Source organism: Haloarcula sp. CGMCC 1.6347, from assembly GCF_037078395.1.
GTDB lineage: Archaea > Halobacteriota > Halobacteria > Halobacteriales > Haloarculaceae > Haloarcula > Haloarcula amylolytica.
The window spans coordinates 120,489-136,718 of the sequence record NZ_JAYMGX010000002.1 but is presented as its reverse complement, the minus strand read 5'-3'; the positions used below and the strand labels follow the sequence as shown (position 1 = coordinate 136,718).

Sequence of the window (16,230 nt, the reverse complement as noted above, 5' to 3'; positions counted from 1 at the left end):
TTTCTGAACGTAGTATCGGCCGTGACTGGACCACAGTCGAACGCTGGAACAGCGCGGTAGCAATCCAGCACCTGCCGGACATCCCTTCTGTCGCTGTGAGGTCGGCTTCGGCAATCGTTTGAGCTGTGTCCGTCGTCGAGTGATAAAACAGATCCAGATCGAATCGGGTGGCGTGCTTTTCATGTCAAACTACAAGAATGCTCAAACTAATATCCATAATCAGAGTACATACCATTTTAAAATAATTATTAAGCGACAGGATCATGTAATTTGGATGCAACCTTTATCCATAAAGCATTTACCACACTTGCGGCAATATATCGACACCCCTACCCATGACGCCAGAAGTGAGTACGCCGGTCCGGTCTATGCGTGGTCGCGGTGATCACGTTCCGACCAGGTGGAAAACTGCTGGGGTCGCCCGATAGCAACACAAACTATGACAGATACAAACGAAAAAATCCGCAGCCTGTTCCTCACGGCGCTGATGGTCTTCTCGGTATTCGCCGGGACCATCGCGTTCTCCGGTGGCGCAGCCGCCGCCGCGAACGTGACCGTTGAGCAGGCAGTAGAATACGATAGCGGGACAGTCGAATTGGCACTCAATGGTTCAACCGGTAGCACAGTCACTGACACTGACATCGACGTCTACATCGACGGTAACAAGAACCCGAGCAAATACGGCGTCACCAACGTCGGTGCTGACGGGACGAGCGAGCGCCTCCAGTTCAGTCTGGATCAGGACGTTCAACCGAACCGAAACCTGACCGTCAAAGTCAGCAACCTCACTGGTGGCGACGGCACAGTCGTCGCTGAGGACATTGACGTGACGTCCGAGACGATCACGGCGAACACGAAAAATGACACGGAGCTCAACGCCTTCCGTGGTGAAGTGATCGCTATTGAGAAGACGTCTGCAGACGACTCTGACAACTCCCCATCCATCGAGGTCGAGGCAGACAGTGTCGTTCTGTCCGACTCGTACACCGACAACAGTGAAGTCTACACTGTTGACACGAGCGACTTCGACACTGGCGAGGATTACACCATCAGTGTCGACAACAACGAGGAAGCGGTCGTCACAATCAGCGACCTCAGCCTGAATGTGAACATTGACGACGATGTCGGCGACGGTGCCAACATCGACGACACAGATACTCTCGCAATCAACGTCTCCACGAACCGCGGTGGCGAGCCGGCCAACGCGACGCTGTTCAACGAGGACGACGACAAGGTTGATACAATCATCAAGAACCTGAAGGGTAACGACAACACTGTGTTCGACTTCGGTAATCACAGCGCTGATGACAGTCCGTACTACGTTGAAGTGACGGACAACCAGACCGGTGTCTCCGCACAGTCCGACCAGATCAACGTCTCCGAGTCCGACGACGGTGAAGCAAGCTTCGAAACCGGAACCGTTCAGGACGAACTCGGCGACGTCGCCAACATCACGGTTCAGGTGGACAACACCGAGGATGCGGTAATCAACGTCGGCAGCCAGAACGACGACAACTACTACATCCAGGGTCAGCTTACGGACGAAGACGGTGACGGCGAAGTCACTGTCCAGTTCAACAGCTACACCGCTGGGACTGACGGCACCAACACGGTGCTCAGCGTCCCTGGTGACGACGACCTTGATGAAGTCGAAGAAGGCGGCGACTTCAGCCGAACGAACCTCTCGAGCGACGCACTCGAAGCCGGCTCCTACTCAATCAACGTGACTGCAGGGACATCCCCTGACGTCACCAGCCCCGACGCAGTCGGGACGCTACAACTCAACGAAAACTCCGTTGAGAACGTCAAGACGTGGGCCGCTCCGAGCGACGCAGACATCGACGATGAGGATGTCGACATCTACGACCGCATCGGCGTGAACCTCACCGAGTCTGACGACCTCGCAGCCGAGGACGTTGTCGTCCACGAGATTCAGGCCTCCGGTATCGAGGGTGCGCTTGAATACGAGCAGGAAGACGGAAGTGCCTCTGACGCAACTGAGGCGTTCATCGACGCGACCGACACCACGCCGGACCGTATCAACAGCAGTGATACGACGGACTCCGGCCTCCGACTCTACGTCAACCGGACGGACGTCGGTGCAAACGCTGACGCGAACCCGGTTAACTTCACCAACAGCAGTGACGCGGTGACCGTCGTTGACGACCCGGACAACAACACCTACTTCGTCGCCGTTGATACCAGCGACGTTGTGTTCGAAAACGGCAAGACGATCATTGACGAGGAGGACACGCGCCTCAACGCTACCTTCTCCGTCCGAGAGGGTCCGCTGACCGACGACCGCAACAGCGGCAGTGCGATCTACACCACGTCCGAGCGCGACGCCACGCTGAACCTTGACGACGACGACCTTGTCACGGTCTCAGCCGCCGCTGGTCAAGAAGTGACCGGCGAGACAAACGTCGCACCCGGCAGCGAACTCGAAGTCGAAATGGAGTCCGAGAACGAAGCGAACCCGTTCGTCCTCCGTCCGGAAACTGATGTCGCACCCGACGGTACGTACACCGCTACGGCCGACTTCAGCGACTACTCCGCTGGAACGAACTTCACCGTCCGGACGCTCGACGTCGACGGTAGCAACGACTTCAGCGACGAGCAAGATGGCCGTATCGTCAAAGCCGACACGGCTACTGTGAGCATCAGCGAGCAGGAATCCGACGGTAGCGAAGTCGTCGTCGACAGCGCACAGCTGTCCGAGGGTGGCTTCATCGCAATCCACGCCGGTAACGCATCCGGCGACGTCGTCGGGAACTCCGAGTACCTCGAGGCAGGCAGCCACGAGGACATCACGATCACGCTCGACGAGCCGATGGACGAGGACTTCACTGCGGTCGCGATGCCGCACCAGGACACCAACGGCAACGAAGCGTACGACTTCCCCGGCGATGACGATCCGTACACCCAGAACGGCTCTGCCGTGACGGACAGTGCGAACGTGACCATCGTCGAGGAAGACCAGACTGAAGCACCGGACACGGAAACCGAAACCGAAGCACCGGACACGGAAACCGAAACCGAAGAGGAAACTGACGCACCGGCAACCGATGAGCCGGCAACCGATGAGTCCGAGACCACCGCCGCGGAAGGTCCCGGCTTCACGGCAGCCATCGCGCTCATCGCACTCGTCGCCGCTGCGCTCCTCGCTGTCCGACGCAACAACTAACCGGAACAGCTCCGGTCTCTGAACACCGTTCTTTCTTTCGCGCGCTACGTGAGTAGCGGCGGCACTGCCGATAGGTCGGTCTGACGACGACACCACACAGTAGCGCAACGACAAAACATATACGCCGGTTTGGCTAACGTACGAGCAATGAGTGAGACAGTCCTGCAAGCAGGCGTCGACATCGCTGGACTGTCGTTCGACCCGGTCACAGTCTCGGAACCGCTGATGTGGCTCGTTCTCGCGGCGTTTCTGGGAAGCGTGGCTGTCGCCCAGTACGACGAGCGACTGGCCCGTCCCGTCGGAACAGTCGGCTGGGCTTTGTTCGCAGCGTACTGGCTCGTCCTGGCCCCGCATTTCATTCTGATACAGAAGAGCGTCGTCGAGGGCCTGGGGAGCGTCATCGCCGTCCCCCTGTCGCTGTACACCGGCTATCTGCTCTGGAACGGCCGCGAGTCGCTGCTGGTGTTGACCCGGGCAATCGGCCTCATGGGCGTCATCTACGTACCGTTTCTCACCATCGGGCCGCTCCGCCAGACCATCATCGAGATCGTCACCGGGCAGGTCTCCTTCCTCATGACCGTACTGGGCTACGACCCAGTGGTAGTCGACGGGCTCTCGCACAACGGCATCGATATCGCCTCGAAGCAGTACCCCTACGAGAACACGTTCTGGTTCGACGGGAACGAGCGTCCGATAACGTACACCATCATTCTGGCCTGTACGGGTATCGGCAGTATATCTATCTTCGCCGGCGGAATACTGGCAGTCAAGGCTCCGTGGCGGCGGAAGCTCCGCGTGCTGGTCGCGGCCGTCAGCATCATCTACGTACTGAATCTGATTCGAAACCTCGGAATCGCGCTGGCTTTTGGCCTGCAGAAGGCGCAGTTCTTCCCGGGAACGGTCATGGCGCTGTTCGGCCTCAGCGACGCACAGCTGGTGTCCTACTACATCGTCGACCGGATTCTGGCGCAGTTTGGCTCCGTCATCGTTCTCGTCGGGCTGACGTGGGTGCTGATGCGGGAGCTACCGGAACTCACGGTCATCGTCGAGGACCTCCTCTTCCTGGTGACCGGCACGGAGTACGACCTCGGAACGGCGTTCGAAAAGAACCAGTCGGAATCGAGTCCCGCGACACCCGGTGACGACTGAACTGCGTCGGGAGGAACGGCCGTTATTCTAATTCTGCTCCAGCAATCGATTCCAGTGCGTCAGCTTCGAGCGGGTGGAGCGAACCGGGAATGACGAGCAGATGTAGCGGCTCGCCGAATGACTGTGCGGCGAGAGCGTCGAGCGTATCGGCGGCCACCAGCGGGTCCGGGCTACCGGCTCTGGCCACGACGACGCCGAGCGTGTCGGGGAACCGCTCGGATAGCATGGCGGCGGCCTTGCTGGCAGTCATGTACGTGTCGTCACTCTCGTCCCAGTGGGGGTCGTCGACCTTGATGTCGAGATAGACTAGCGTGTGCAGGTCCCGCTCCCGGTTGTCCTCGATGGTGGCGACGACGCTGTCCGGAACGCCGTCACCGCCGTGGGCGTCCTCGAACGGGAGCGTCGTGGCCTTCCCGAAGCGGTAGTTCTGTAAGCCAGTCAGTGAGCCGGCGGCCGTCTGGGCTGTCGTTCCGTGGACGATTCGGGTTTCGATACCGCGGTCAGCAGCGCGGAGTCGGAGGTCGGTGTGTGTCGTCGAGACCATCGTATCCCCGGCAGTACAGAAGACGACATCTTCGCTCTCGGCGGCTTCGAGAATCGGTTCGGGGTCCTGCTCGATGCCGGCGCGGTCCCTGACTTCGATACTCGTCTCCAGTACGTCCTCCAGCGTTTCGAGGTCGGTACCAACCAGCCGACTCGTGTAAAACTCCGCGAACACCCGGTCGGCGTCTCGGATGGCGTCGCGGCCGGCGACCGTGACCGAGCGCTCGTCGTAGAGGCCCAGCCCGACGAATGTGAGCATATCCGGAGTGGGTCGCCGTCGGGCATAAAGGGCGCGAAGCGTCAGGCTTACCGCCCGCGGTCGGGGAGAGAGAGTATGGGCGTTCCCTGCGTTCGCGTTCCCCGCGAGGCCGGCGAAGAGACGCGCCAACGCCTCGCCGAAGCAAACCTCGTCGACGACGGCTACGACATCACGGTCGTCGACGGGCAGCTATACGTTCCCGTCACCGACCCCGAAGCAGTGCCGTCGGACTTCGTCGTCGTGGAGGCAGACCCGCCGGTCCGCGAGGGCCAGACGATGCCGGCGGACGGACTCGACTTCGACCCGAGCTACGAGCGCATCGGCGACGTCGCGATTGTCGACGAGGACGACGCCGACCGGGCGCGGGCGATTGCCGACGCGATTATGGATTCAGACCTGCCCGTGCGAGCGGTGTTGAACCGCGCGTCGAAGATCAAAGGCGAACAGCGGGTCCGGGACTGGGACGTACTCGCTGGCGAAGGGACGGAAGTCACCCACCGGGAGTACGGCTGCACGTTCGACCTCGACCTCGCCGAGGTGTACTTCTCACCGCGGCTAGCGACGGAACGCCATCGTGTCACCGAACAGGTCAGCGAGGGCGAGCAGGCCTTCGACATGTTCGCGGGCGTCGGCCCGTTCGCGATTCCGTTCGCCAAACGCGGCGCGACCTGCGTCGGAACAGACATCAACGAGACGGCAATCGAGTACCTCCGGGCGAACGCACAGCGCAACGGCGTCGCCGACCGCGTGACGGGCATCTGTGGCGACGTACGAGAGGTCGCCGGAGAGTACGAGGGCTGGGCTGACCGCGTCGTGATGAATCTGCCCCATAGCGCCGACGAGTTTCTGGAGACCGCCGTCCGCCTGGCGGCTGACGACTGTGTCTTTCACTACTACGATATCCAGCACGAGGACGACCTGTTCGGGCCCGGCGAGCGAGAGATCCGGGCGGCTGCGGAGCCGGCCTACGACGTGACGGTCGAAACGCGACACACTGTCCGGTCGTATGCCCCGAAGGAACACAACGTCGTTCTCGACGTTCGACTGACGCGCTGAAACGAACAGTTATTATCATCACCGGTACGGGGACCGAACTGCTTAACGACGAGGAAGTCGGACGCTTGTATCTAGGAGGGTAAAATATGTACACAATACTCGTCCCCGTCGACGCCGATGAGGACCGCGCCCGCGGCCAGGCCGCCTTCGTCGCGGAGCTACCGGCTGCTGAGACCGACATCGAGGCCGTCATTACGCACGCATTGACAAAAGAAGAGGCGGAAGCGCCCGAGGAGATACGCAACGTCGAGCGCATCTCGACAGTGCGCCTCGTGCGTGACTACCTCGAAGACCACGACGTCGATGTCCAGCTGGCCGAGGGTCAGCAGCCGCCTGCGGACGGCATCATCGATCTGGCCGAGGAGTTCGACGTCGACCAGATCGTAATGGGGTCCAGGAAGCGGTCGCCGACCGGCAAGGCCGTGTTCGGGAGTGTCTCCCAGCAGGTCCTGCTTGAGGCGGACGACCCGGTCACCGTCGTCGGGTCCCGAGCGGAGTGAGAACGTCCCTCTCGGTGGTCCCGATTCGCAATCCTTATTGCGGTTATGCGTCCAACAACTGATGTACGCGAGCGACGCGCCGGTGTAGCTCAGACTGGCAGAGCGAATCCTTCGTAAGGATTAGGCCGAGGGTTCAAATCCCTCCACCGGCTCTTTCCTTCGGAATCGTCTAAATGGACAGACAGCGGTCGGCTTACTTAATTATTGGGCCACGGAAGGCGTAGAATTTGCCCCGCTACAAAGAGGATTTGCCACTTCTTTCCCGTGTCAATTATTGCTCTGAGAACACTGCAGCCGCCCCTTCCCGATGTTAGCAGTAATTATTCCACTCGCCATCTATCGTCGTCCGAGTAGAGCATATTGGCGATGGTGTCCAACAACCAGATACCTACTCGGTATCCCTGTTCGCTTCGGGAGGCAAACGCTGTCAGAATAGCTATTCCAACAGCACCCTGTTTCATTGCGGCACTCGTATTCCACGCATACAATATTTCAAGACGCTCTATCGGGTCGTTTCGATGTTTGACTGGCTCGTAACAAAGAATGTCAGTCACGATAATCCTCGCTGAAACAAGGAGAGAAAACACCAAAACTACAATCGTAATCACCACTCCACCGTATGATATTCCGAATACATTCCCCACGAGTAGTGCAGAGATACCTCCCGCAAAACTGAACGCGAACTCACCGTTCCGTATTCTGTTTTCAATCTCAGATTCGGCCTTATCCATCTCACGAAGGAGTGACCATCTATCTGAGCCAGAGTTTTCGTTCTCGCTCTCGACTATGTGAAGCACATCGTCTCGGAATTCACGCATTTCCTCGGGGTCACTAAATCTGAATAAAACGACACGAATTGCATCGTCAAAATTGATTACTTCCCCTACCCTGCGTGGCAGGTCAATAAGAACTAAAGATACGGATATGAGGATAAGTAGAGGCGTCAAGATAAACAAAAGACACCCGCTCAGAATTAAAACAAAAACAATCCTTCTCGCTCTGGAGAGCATACGACAGAAGGAGTAGCCCCTATCAAATATCTCTTAGGTGATTTCGTCTTCTTTCGGCCTTTTCATCGTGTGAACCCTTATCGTAATGCTTGTCGATCACTCTCCCGGTCATGTTCACACGCTCGCCAGTCACGTCCTTCGGCTGACCAGCGTTCCGAGCCGCAGTCACGTATCCACGACGGAGAGCGTGCGGACTCACCGACCCCGGACACTTGGACGCGCCGTTCCACGTCGCCGCCTCGCACGTCTCGGGGTCTTCATCGAAGGGGCAGGCGTTCTCGTAGTGACACGGGCGTGTCGCCGTGTAGACCATCCGCTGAATAGTCGTCCGCGCTCGGCGTCCGTGGTCGGTCGCAATCAGTGGTTCTCGACCGTACTCGTCAGTCACCGCTAGGCGGGCGTTCTCGATGTAATCCGCAATCACTCTCCCGTCGTCCTTCTCGATGAGTACGTCGCGTTCACCCTTGCCTTTCTTCTTGAGCGGTGTCTCCGTCTCGGGTCGATGGCGAATCTCCAGTGCAAGACGAGCGAAAGCCACTGAGGTTTGAAGCAGTGAAGAGCTTTGCTCCGACCGTTGTTCATACTCCCTCCACCGGCTTCCGCTTTCGAGTGCTGTTCTGACAAGTACGGTTCCTACCGGAGATGACCTGTCAGCAGCCGTAGGTACTCCGTCGCTGGTCTGACGGGGCTCCACAGGCCGCATAAAAACGACCCTCATCAGTGACGCGATACGGCGACGGACTGCTGGACGGTACTTCTAGCTGTAAACGATGGTCACACAGTACGGATTACCGGCGGGTACTGCGGTGTGCCGGCGAGAGCGGCACGACAGACACACTTGCGGACAGTTAGACGGAGTGTGGATCTGATGGATTTCAGAAACGCCTGGCATCGCGACACCGATGCAGAGGTCCGTTGCATCGCCTGCGGTGAAACGGTCGCCCGGTCGGATGCCCGGGAATACGACAAGTACGGCGACCGCTGGAACCGCGACAACAAGTCCTTCGAGTATCTGTGCAAGCCCTGTTATCGGGAGTACTGTCACTTCGACCGGAGCGGGCTGGAAGACCGACTCGAAGCGGCCGGTGCCGGGACCGTGAGCCGAGACGCGTTTCTCAGGCGCTATCACGACCTAGCCGACGAAACGGAACAGACCCGCGCCGACGGTCGGTGAGCCGAAAAAAGGGTGCCCTGTCCGGCGATACGACACCACAACACAGGCCGTTCAGGGCGTGATGACCGCCCGACCGTCGATCTCTCGGTCTTCGAGCATCTGTGCGACGGTGTTCACCTCGCCCAGGTCGTACTGGGTCGTGTGCAGGTCGACTGCACCGCGCTCGACGAGCGCGACCAGTTCCTGGAGTTCGGTGTACTGGCCGACGATGTTGCCCTGATAGGCGAACTCACCGTTGACGAGCGCCTGCGCGGGTTCGTGGATGTGGCCCCCGTAGCCGATGATGTGGTGGTCGCCGCCGGCGGCACAGATATCGGGCGCGAGCGCCGTCGTCTCGTCGGCCCCGACGAAATCGAGCACTTGGGCGGCACCGACGCCGTCGCTGATGGCTTCGACCTCGCTGGCTACGTCCTCGCTTTCGGGGTCGATGGTGTAGTGTGCGCCGAGGTCGTCGGCGAGGTCGCGGGCGGACTGCTTGATGTCGACGGCGACGAGGTCGGCGGCACACATCGCGTCGAGGCACTGCAGGCCGATGTGGCCGAGCCCGCCGATACCGATGACGACTGCAGTGTCGCCCGGATTGAGTCCGTCGACGGCTTTCTTCGCCGCGTGGTAGGCCGTGATACCGGCGTCGGCGTGCGGGGCGATGTCGACCGGGTCGACGCCCTCGGGCAGCGGGATGACCGACCGGTCGCTGGTCAGTAGCTGGTCGGCGAAGCCGCCGTCGGTCGTCAGGCCGTTGAACGCGTCGTTCTCGCAGTACATCGTCTCACCTTGCCGGCACGGTCGGCAGGTGCCACAGGTCTGGACCGGATGACAGATGACCTGGTCGCCTTCCGAGACGATGTCGACGTCGTCGCCGGTCTCGACGACTGTCCCGGCGTTCTCGTGGCCCAGCGTCATCGGGAGGTCCTGCGGGACGTACTGGTCCCACATCCCCTCGATGATGTGATTGTCAGTCTGGCACCAGCCGGCCCCTTCGACCTCGACGATGACGTCGTCCCCGGATGCGACCTGTGGCGCATCTACGTCGTCTATCGAGAGCCCGTCCGACATATCGTGCGTGTACTCGTGGAGTCTGGCTGCGCGCATCGTTCTGTATCCGGGCGAAACGACATTAAATATCCATTATAAAATATCATATACATTGCGGTATCGCCCGTTCCACTGTCTGAGAAGAGTATCAGCCACCCGGCCAGCGTCTGTAGACTCCGAAGCCAGGTACAAGAAACGGTGCGTGTGGTGACGCTCTCAGCTACTCATACTGTTGGCTGTAACTATTTTAAGATATTCGCCACCCAGGGTGGCGAAATTCGTTACAGACTTACAGCCGACAGTATCAGTCCCGACTGGCTAGCAGTGCGGCCCCGAGCAGTGCCACGACGGCGACGGGAATCCCCATTCCGGGGCCGAAGGCCGACGACGGTGCGGGGCTGGTCGCGCGGATCGGTTCCTCGACCGGTTCGTCAGCCTCGTACTCCCAGACAGCGGTCTCGTTCCGAACGATATCGGCGTTCGAGGACGAGACGTCGGCAGGCATCGTCAGCTGGTACTCGACTGCGACGCCATCGCCGAAGGCCACGTCGGTATCCTCGTTCGCAGTGACGAACGTCCGGTCTTCGTACGTGACGTTGCCTCCGCTAGCGTTGACCGACACGTCGCTTTCCGGGCCGGGGTTCCAGTCCGTGAACGTCATCGAGAGCGTGACGTTCTCACCCTCCAGCTCTTGCTCGTACGTCTGGTTCGCCATCCGACTGGTGTTCACGTCGGCCAGGAGATATCCTTCAACCGAGTCATAGCCCTCTTGCTGGGCCTGGCTCTGGAGCCCGTCGTACACCGACGGGGACATTTCGAGAGTCAGATCGTACTCCGAAACTGTGCCGTCTCCGGCCACTGTCGAGTCAACCGTCGCCGTCACACAGCCGGAGAGGACGACGAGGGCAGCGAGACCGACCGCAGGGACAATTCGATGCATACCTCACCGAATCGGGGCGGACGGAATAAGCCTTGTTACCGGGGGCGATACGGCTCAATGTGTCAGGACCAGTAGCTGGTCGTCAGTTCGGACCAGACAGAAGGGCGACCCGGGGTCCCCGAAGGTGTTCGCCCGCTTTTCGCTGATAAAGAGCGTCTCGAACTCGTTGCCACAGGCCGGACAGGCGAACCCCTTCCGGTTCGACAGCGTCATGGTCCCACGGTCGTCTTTCAGCAGCTTGAGCCCGTGGCGGTACTCGTGTACGTCGAAGCTCCCGCTGACGTCTAGCCGGTCCATGCGTGTGAAACGAGTGTCGGCCGTCTAAAACTCGTCGGCGATCTACACCAGGTTCGCGCCCATGTAGAGCACGACGACGAGGAAGATCCAGACGATGTCGACGAAGTGCCAGTACATCGACGCCGTCGAAACGGAGGTGTGCCGTTCAGCCGAGTACTGCCCGTAGTACGCGCGAACGAAGACGATACCCAGAAGGACAGCCCCCATCGTGACGTGGAGGCCGTGGAGTCCCGTCAGACCGTAGAAGGCGGAGCCGTAGATGCCGCCACCGATGCTGAAGCCCTTGTGCACGATGAACTCGTAGTACTCGTACACCTGCCCGCCGATGAAGACGATGCCCAGCAGCAGCGTCGCGCCCAGCAACTTCAGGAACCGGCTTCGGTTTCCGTTCCGGAGCGCGATGTGGCTGTAGTGAAGCGTCACCGAGCTGGCGATCAGAATCAGCGTGTTGACGATCACCAGCGAGCCGAACACCTCTGGCACTGCCGCCTGCGCCCAGACTTCGCCGCCACGCACGATGAAGTAGTACACGAAGCCAGCGCCGAAGGTGGCGATTTCGCTCCCGAGGAACAGGAGCATGGCGAACTTCAGCGTCTTGTCCGAGTGGTAGTCCGTCCCGCGCTCCCAGAAGTCGGAGACGAAGGCGTGATACAGCCAGCCGTAGATGCCGACGAGGAAGAGGCCGACGCTCCCGGCCATCGCTCCCGCCCCGACCGTCTGGCTGACTAGTGCGTTCTCGCCCATCGAGAGCACGAGCAGGGCCGCGCTGACGTAGATTCCCGAACCACCGATCGCCGTCACAAAGGGCCACCAGCTGGCCTCGCCGAACCCGTGGGGCCAGTCCTCCGTCGCCGGGAGGTGATGCTCCCCGTGCCCGTCGTCCGCGTGTTCATCGGAGACACTCATACTAGGGCCCTTGCGAACGGAATACTAAAAGCCCATCCAATTCACTGCGGATTGGCCCGGTTCCGTCTCTGAATGGCCCGCCGGCATCCCGGAAGCTACACGGGGGCGAAGGCCCAACTGCCGACGATGACATCTGGGAGGCGTCGTACGGTCGCGCTGGTGGTGTGTGGGCTGGGCTGGCTGGCCGCGACGGGGACGGCGAGCGCACACGGCGGCAGTCTCGCCGGCGGCGGTCGCGAATCGCTGACGATACCGACGTGGCTCTTCCTGAGTACCGGTGGTGCGGCCGTCGGCGCGTCGTTCCTGCTGGCCTCGTTCGTCACCGACCGGGCGTTCGTCGAGCGCATCCACGACTGGGGGCGGCCGCTGTCGGGCGACTACGAGCGTGTCCTAACGCTCGCCGGCCAACTCCTCGGGCTCGCCGGACTCGCCGCGGTGTTCGTCGTCGGCTTCCTCGGACCGACGAACGCCCGGACGAACCTCGCGATACTGCTCGTCTGGGTCGGCTGGTGGGCCGGGCTGGCGATGACGACGTACCTCGTGGGGAACAGCTGGGCGACGCTCAATCCGTTCAAGACGCTCGCCGACCTCCTCCCGTCGCTCGACCGCACCTACCCCGCCCGCGTCGGGTCGTGGCCCGCCGTCGGCGGCCTGCTCGTACTGGTGTGGGTTGAGGTGGTCAGCCCGCTCGCCGACCAGCCGCGCCTGCTCGCGTCGGTCGTCGCCGGCTACTCGGTGCTGACGCTCGCGGGCGCGCTCGTGTTCGGACCCGAGGACTGGTTCGCTCACGCCGATCCAGTGGAGCGGGTGTTCCGCTACTACGGTCGCTTTGCCCCCATCGGCCGCGGCGAGGACGGACTCCGACTTCGGCTCCCCGGCATGGACCTCTCGACGCCGCGGCTGGTCGACGGTCCGGACGAGGTGGCGTTCGTGGTCGCCCTGCTGTGGGTCACGACCTACGACGGGCTGGTCACGACGCCGGCCTGGCGGGACCTGACGACACCACTCGTCGACACTGGCGTCCCGCCGCACCTCCTGTACCCGGTCGCGCTCGGGATCGGCTTCGCCGGCTTCCTCGGCGTGTATCGACTCGCGGTCCGGCTCTCCCGCGATATGTCGGACACGTATCTGGCTCCGGCAGTGCTCGCACAGCGGTTCGCGCCGCCGCTTATCGCCATCGCCGTCGGCTACCACTTCGCGCACTACCTCGGGTACTTCCTCGTGCTCGCACCTTCGCTGGCCGTCGCGCTCACGTCGCCGTTCGCGGACCCGGCAGTAGTGCCGACCATCGAACTACCGGATTGGTTCGGCGCGATTGCGCTCGCGTCGGTCATCATCGGTCATCTGGTCGCTATCTGGGTGGCCCACGCCGCCGCGTACGACCTGTTTCCCGCACGGCTGCAGGCGATTCGGTCGCAGTACCCCTTCATCGCGGTCATGGTGTTCTACACGATGACGAGCCTCTGGGTCGTCTCCCAGCCGGAGGTGGCACTCCCCCATCTATGACTGACACAGCAACCCAATCAGCGGCAGCGACAGGCACCGCCATCGACGAGACATACGACGTTCCGGCCGACGCCACAGCCTACACCTGTTCGTATTGCGGCCGGCCGTTCGCCCGCGAGTCCTGGCTCGCGCTCCACCGCGGCCTGGCCCACCCCAGCGAACTCGACGACGAGGAGGTCGAGGCCTTCCGGGCGGCCCACGACGAGGAGGAAGCGTCGCTTTCGGCGTTCCGACTGCAGGCGCTGGGCGCGCTCGTGCTCATCTACTTCGGCTTCCTGATGGTGTACGCGCTCGTCTAACCGACGCCGTATCGTCCGCTCGGTCTGGAGCCTCGCTGTTGGCCGGCAGACGGGAAGCGAAGCGTTGATGGGTCGCAGGTGACCAAACAGTGGGTATGGACCTTCGCGTTATCGACAAATCCGACACGGAACTCTCTATCGAAATCGCCGGTGAGGACCACACGTTCATGAACGTCATCAAGGGGGCGCTGCTGGAGACAGCGGGCGTCACAGCGGCGACCTACGACGTGAACCCGGAACAATCCGGTGGCCAGACAGACCCGGTCCTGACCATCAAAACCGAGGAGGGCGTCGACGCGCTCGAAGCCCTCGAAGACGGGACTGACGCCGTCATCGAGAAGGCGGACAACTTCACTGACGCGTTCGAAGCCGCCGCGTAATTCTAGCAGAGCACGTACGTGACGAACACGCGTTCGTCCGGACCGACGTGGATATCGAGGCCGATCAGTCCGGCGTCTGACGTCTGAATCCTGTTACCCCGCTCGAGGTAGCTGTCGACGAGCGCGGTCGCCAGCGCCGTCTCGTTCCGGAACCGGTCGAGTGACTGCGGCGTTCGGTCGTAGGCCACCTCGTAGCTGACCACTGCTGGGCGGTCACAGGGGAGCGGGAACCGGGAGACTCCCTCTCGCGTGGGTCGCTCCGCGTTGTCGTATCGCGCGTCGACGCGGCCCTTGTTGTAGTAGGCCGCGGCGTCGTCGATGGTCGCGTTCCGCGAGACCGTTCCGCCGCCGACGCCCGACCGCCGGACGTTGTACACGTCGACGTAGGTGTCCTCGACCTCGGCGAGCGAGAGCGAGTCGACGGTGTCGCCGCTTCCGGCAGGGGACGCGATCGACGGTGGGCCGGTGGGGGTTTCGGCGGCAAAGCCCGGCAACGTGATACCGCCCACAGCAGCGAGCACGATGAGGCCGAGCAGCAGTGCCACGGCGGCGTAGCCGATCGCGTACTTCGTTTCGAGCACGTCCAGCCAGCCGGTCTGTATCTCATCGAGCGGATCGTCCTCCGGCGGTCCCGTCCGCCGCTCGAAGTTACTCCCGCCACAGCGTTTGCACGGCGGGGAGTTCTTCTGGTGCTGGCGACCGCAGTCCAGACAGACCCACCTGGGCCCGCCCTCGACGACCTCTTCGTTGACCTGCGTCACGGCTTCCTCGAAGGAGCCGTGCCCGCAGTTGTCACACGGCGGGTCGTCCTCCTCGTGGGGTTTGCCACACCATTCGCACCGCCATTTCATTGTTGATTCTCCGTGTTGGGCGAATAAAACCTGCCCGATGCCAGGCCACAGTGCTGCGGTTCCGGGGAGACGTTCCCCCACGGTCGCTCAGTCGTGGGCTGACTCATCGGGGCCGTTCGACCCCGTTGACGCCTGCTTCCAGGGACCGGGGTGAGCGTGGCCGCTGGCAGCGAGAACCGATATCGAACGCCGAGACGCGGAGGAAACCGGGGCATCCGAACCGACAGGAGAACTGCGTCATACCGATATAATGACAGGTATGGGTATTTAATATTGCTACCTTATGTCTGAGACGGGGTTACAGTCGGACCGGAATCCCCTTGCTGTCGAGGTACTCCTTGGTCTCGGCGATGGAGTACTCGCCGAAGTGAAAGATGGAGGCAGCGAGACCGGCGTCCGCGCCGGCATCGACGAACACCTCTTCCATGTCTTCCGGGCCGCCACAGCCCGAAGATGCGATGACCGGCGTCGAGACGGTATCACAGACGGCCTGCATCAGCGGGATGTCGTAGCCGTCTTTCGTCCCGTCGGCGTCGATGGAGTTGACGAACAGTTCGCCGGCCCCGCGTTCCTCCGCTTCGGTCGCCCACTCGACGACGTCCAGCCCGGTTCCCTCGCGGCCCCCCTTGACGGTGCATTCGAACCAGCAGGACTCGCCGTCGACCTCGGTGTAGTACTCGCCCTCATCGTCGAAGCGACGGCGAGCGTCGACGGAGATGACGATACACTGACTCCCGAAGGCCGCCGCGCCCTCGTTGATCAGGTCGGGCTCGGCGATAGCGCCGGAGTTGATCGACACCTTGTCCGCACCGGCCCGCAGCGTCTCTTTGATGTCGTCACGAGTGCGGATGCCGCCGCCGACGGTCAGCGGGATGAACACCTCGTCGGCCACGGCCGACACTGTATCGAGCATCGTCTCGCGGCCCTCGGCGGAGGCGGTGATGTCCAGGAAGACGAACTCGTCGGCGCCGGACTCGTTGTAGGCCTTGGCCATCTCTACCGGGTCGCCAGTGTACTCCAGGTCCTCGAAGTTGACTCCCGTGTACACCGCCGCGTCCCCGTTCTCGTCCACGTCGACGTCGATACAGGGGATGATCCGTTTCGTGAGCGTCATTCGATACCTGTGGGTTCGACGCAACGC

The 16,230-nt window shown here is 61.7% G+C and carries 17 protein-coding genes and 1 tRNA gene; 9 read left to right on the top strand and 9 right to left on the bottom strand.

Annotated elements, in window-relative coordinates:
- The first annotated feature begins 439 nt into the window (after positions 1–439).
- Positions 440–3,184, top strand: a complete 2,745-nt coding sequence (locus VI340_RS09035) for a DUF7282 domain-containing protein (protein ID WP_336358225.1) — start codon at positions 440–442, stop codon at positions 3,182–3,184.
- A 147-nt stretch (positions 3,185–3,331) separates the two neighbouring features.
- Entirely contained in the window at positions 3,332–4,333 is a 1,002-nt protein-coding gene (gene artA, locus VI340_RS09030; protein ID WP_008313136.1) for an archaeosortase A, read from the top strand.
- 22 nt (positions 4,334–4,355) lie between these two features.
- Here the strand turns inward: artA and dph5 are convergent, their stop codons facing one another.
- Entirely contained in the window at positions 4,356–5,135 is a 780-nt protein-coding gene (dph5, locus tag VI340_RS09025) for a diphthine synthase (protein WP_336329251.1), read from the bottom strand.
- Between the two features lie 75 nt (positions 5,136–5,210).
- Between dph5 and VI340_RS09020 the strand changes: the two genes are divergently transcribed.
- From VI340_RS09020 to VI340_RS09010, 3 genes are all read left to right on the top strand, one after another.
- Positions 5,211–6,191: a class I SAM-dependent methyltransferase gene (locus VI340_RS09020; protein WP_336358224.1), complete on the top strand. Its 981-nt coding sequence runs from the start codon at positions 5,211–5,213 to the stop codon at positions 6,189–6,191.
- 86 nt (positions 6,192–6,277) lie between these two features.
- A complete protein-coding gene (locus VI340_RS09015; protein ID WP_008313140.1) occupies positions 6,278–6,691 on the top strand; it encodes a universal stress protein in 414 nt (137 codons plus the stop codon).
- Between the two features lie 78 nt (positions 6,692–6,769).
- Positions 6,770–6,843: transfer RNA gene (locus tag VI340_RS09010), tRNA-Thr, on the top strand.
- Between the two features lie 168 nt (positions 6,844–7,011).
- On the opposite strand, the gene VI340_RS09005 is transcribed toward VI340_RS09010, so the two are convergent.
- On the bottom strand, positions 7,012–7,701 hold the full coding sequence (locus VI340_RS09005) for a hypothetical protein (RefSeq protein WP_050036745.1): 690 nt from the start codon (positions 7,699–7,701) through the stop codon (positions 7,012–7,014).
- 22 nt (positions 7,702–7,723) lie between these two features.
- On the bottom strand, positions 7,724–8,404 hold the full coding sequence (locus tag VI340_RS09000; protein WP_336358223.1) for a hypothetical protein: 681 nt from the start codon (positions 8,402–8,404) through the stop codon (positions 7,724–7,726).
- A gap of 165 nt (positions 8,405–8,569) precedes the next feature.
- Here VI340_RS09000 and VI340_RS08995 point away from each other — a divergent pair, with 165 nt between their 5' ends.
- Positions 8,570–8,875 carry a DUF7562 family protein gene (locus VI340_RS08995; RefSeq protein WP_336329254.1) on the top strand — a complete coding sequence of 102 codons (306 nt, stop codon included), beginning with the start codon at positions 8,570–8,572 and terminating at the stop codon, positions 8,873–8,875.
- 51 nt (positions 8,876–8,926) lie between these two features.
- On the opposite strand, the gene VI340_RS08990 is transcribed toward VI340_RS08995, so the two are convergent.
- The 4 genes from VI340_RS08990 to VI340_RS08975 all read right to left on the bottom strand — a co-directional run bounded on the left by VI340_RS08990 (position 8,927) and on the right by VI340_RS08975 (position 12,053).
- On the bottom strand, positions 8,927–9,967 hold the full coding sequence (locus VI340_RS08990; RefSeq protein WP_336358222.1) for an NAD(P)-dependent alcohol dehydrogenase: 1,041 nt from the start codon (positions 9,965–9,967) through the stop codon (positions 8,927–8,929).
- Positions 9,968–10,214: 247 nt separating this feature from the next.
- Positions 10,215–10,850 (bottom strand): PGF-CTERM sorting domain-containing protein, encoded by a 636-nt coding sequence (locus tag VI340_RS08985; protein ID WP_008313146.1) that lies wholly within the window; start codon positions 10,848–10,850, stop codon positions 10,215–10,217.
- Between the two features lie 54 nt (positions 10,851–10,904).
- On the bottom strand, positions 10,905–11,147 hold the full coding sequence (locus VI340_RS08980; protein ID WP_008313147.1) for a DUF7385 family protein: 243 nt from the start codon (positions 11,145–11,147) through the stop codon (positions 10,905–10,907).
- A gap of 42 nt (positions 11,148–11,189) precedes the next feature.
- A complete protein-coding gene (locus tag VI340_RS08975) occupies positions 11,190–12,053 on the bottom strand; it encodes a cytochrome c oxidase subunit 3 (protein ID WP_008313149.1) in 864 nt (287 codons plus the stop codon).
- 159 nt (positions 12,054–12,212) lie between these two features.
- Here VI340_RS08975 and VI340_RS08970 point away from each other — a divergent pair, with 159 nt between their 5' ends.
- The 3 genes from VI340_RS08970 to VI340_RS08960 all read left to right on the top strand — a co-directional run bounded on the left by VI340_RS08970 (position 12,213) and on the right by VI340_RS08960 (position 14,238).
- Positions 12,213–13,559 carry a hypothetical protein gene (locus tag VI340_RS08970; protein WP_336358725.1) on the top strand — a complete coding sequence of 449 codons (1,347 nt, stop codon included), beginning with the start codon at positions 12,213–12,215 and terminating at the stop codon, positions 13,557–13,559.
- Positions 13,556–13,858 carry a C2H2-type zinc finger protein gene (locus VI340_RS08965; RefSeq protein WP_008313152.1) on the top strand — a complete coding sequence of 101 codons (303 nt, stop codon included), beginning with the start codon at positions 13,556–13,558 and terminating at the stop codon, positions 13,856–13,858. The genes VI340_RS08970 and VI340_RS08965 overlap by 4 nt, the downstream gene beginning before the upstream one ends.
- Before the next feature lie 95 nt (positions 13,859–13,953).
- Complete coding sequence (locus VI340_RS08960) at positions 13,954–14,238, top strand: DNA-directed RNA polymerase subunit L (protein WP_008313154.1); 285 nt, start codon at positions 13,954–13,956, stop codon at positions 14,236–14,238.
- 2 nt (positions 14,239–14,240) lie between these two features.
- Here the strand turns inward: VI340_RS08960 and VI340_RS08955 are convergent, their stop codons facing one another.
- Positions 14,241–15,089 (bottom strand): hypothetical protein, encoded by an 849-nt coding sequence (locus VI340_RS08955; RefSeq protein ID WP_008313155.1) that lies wholly within the window; start codon positions 15,087–15,089, stop codon positions 14,241–14,243.
- A gap of 298 nt (positions 15,090–15,387) precedes the next feature.
- The gene (gene hisF / locus VI340_RS08950) at positions 15,388–16,203 is read right to left on the bottom strand and encodes an imidazole glycerol phosphate synthase subunit HisF (RefSeq protein ID WP_008313157.1); all 816 of its coding nucleotides are present in this window, start codon (positions 16,201–16,203) and stop codon (positions 15,388–15,390) included.
- Positions 16,204–16,230 lie beyond the last annotated feature (27 nt).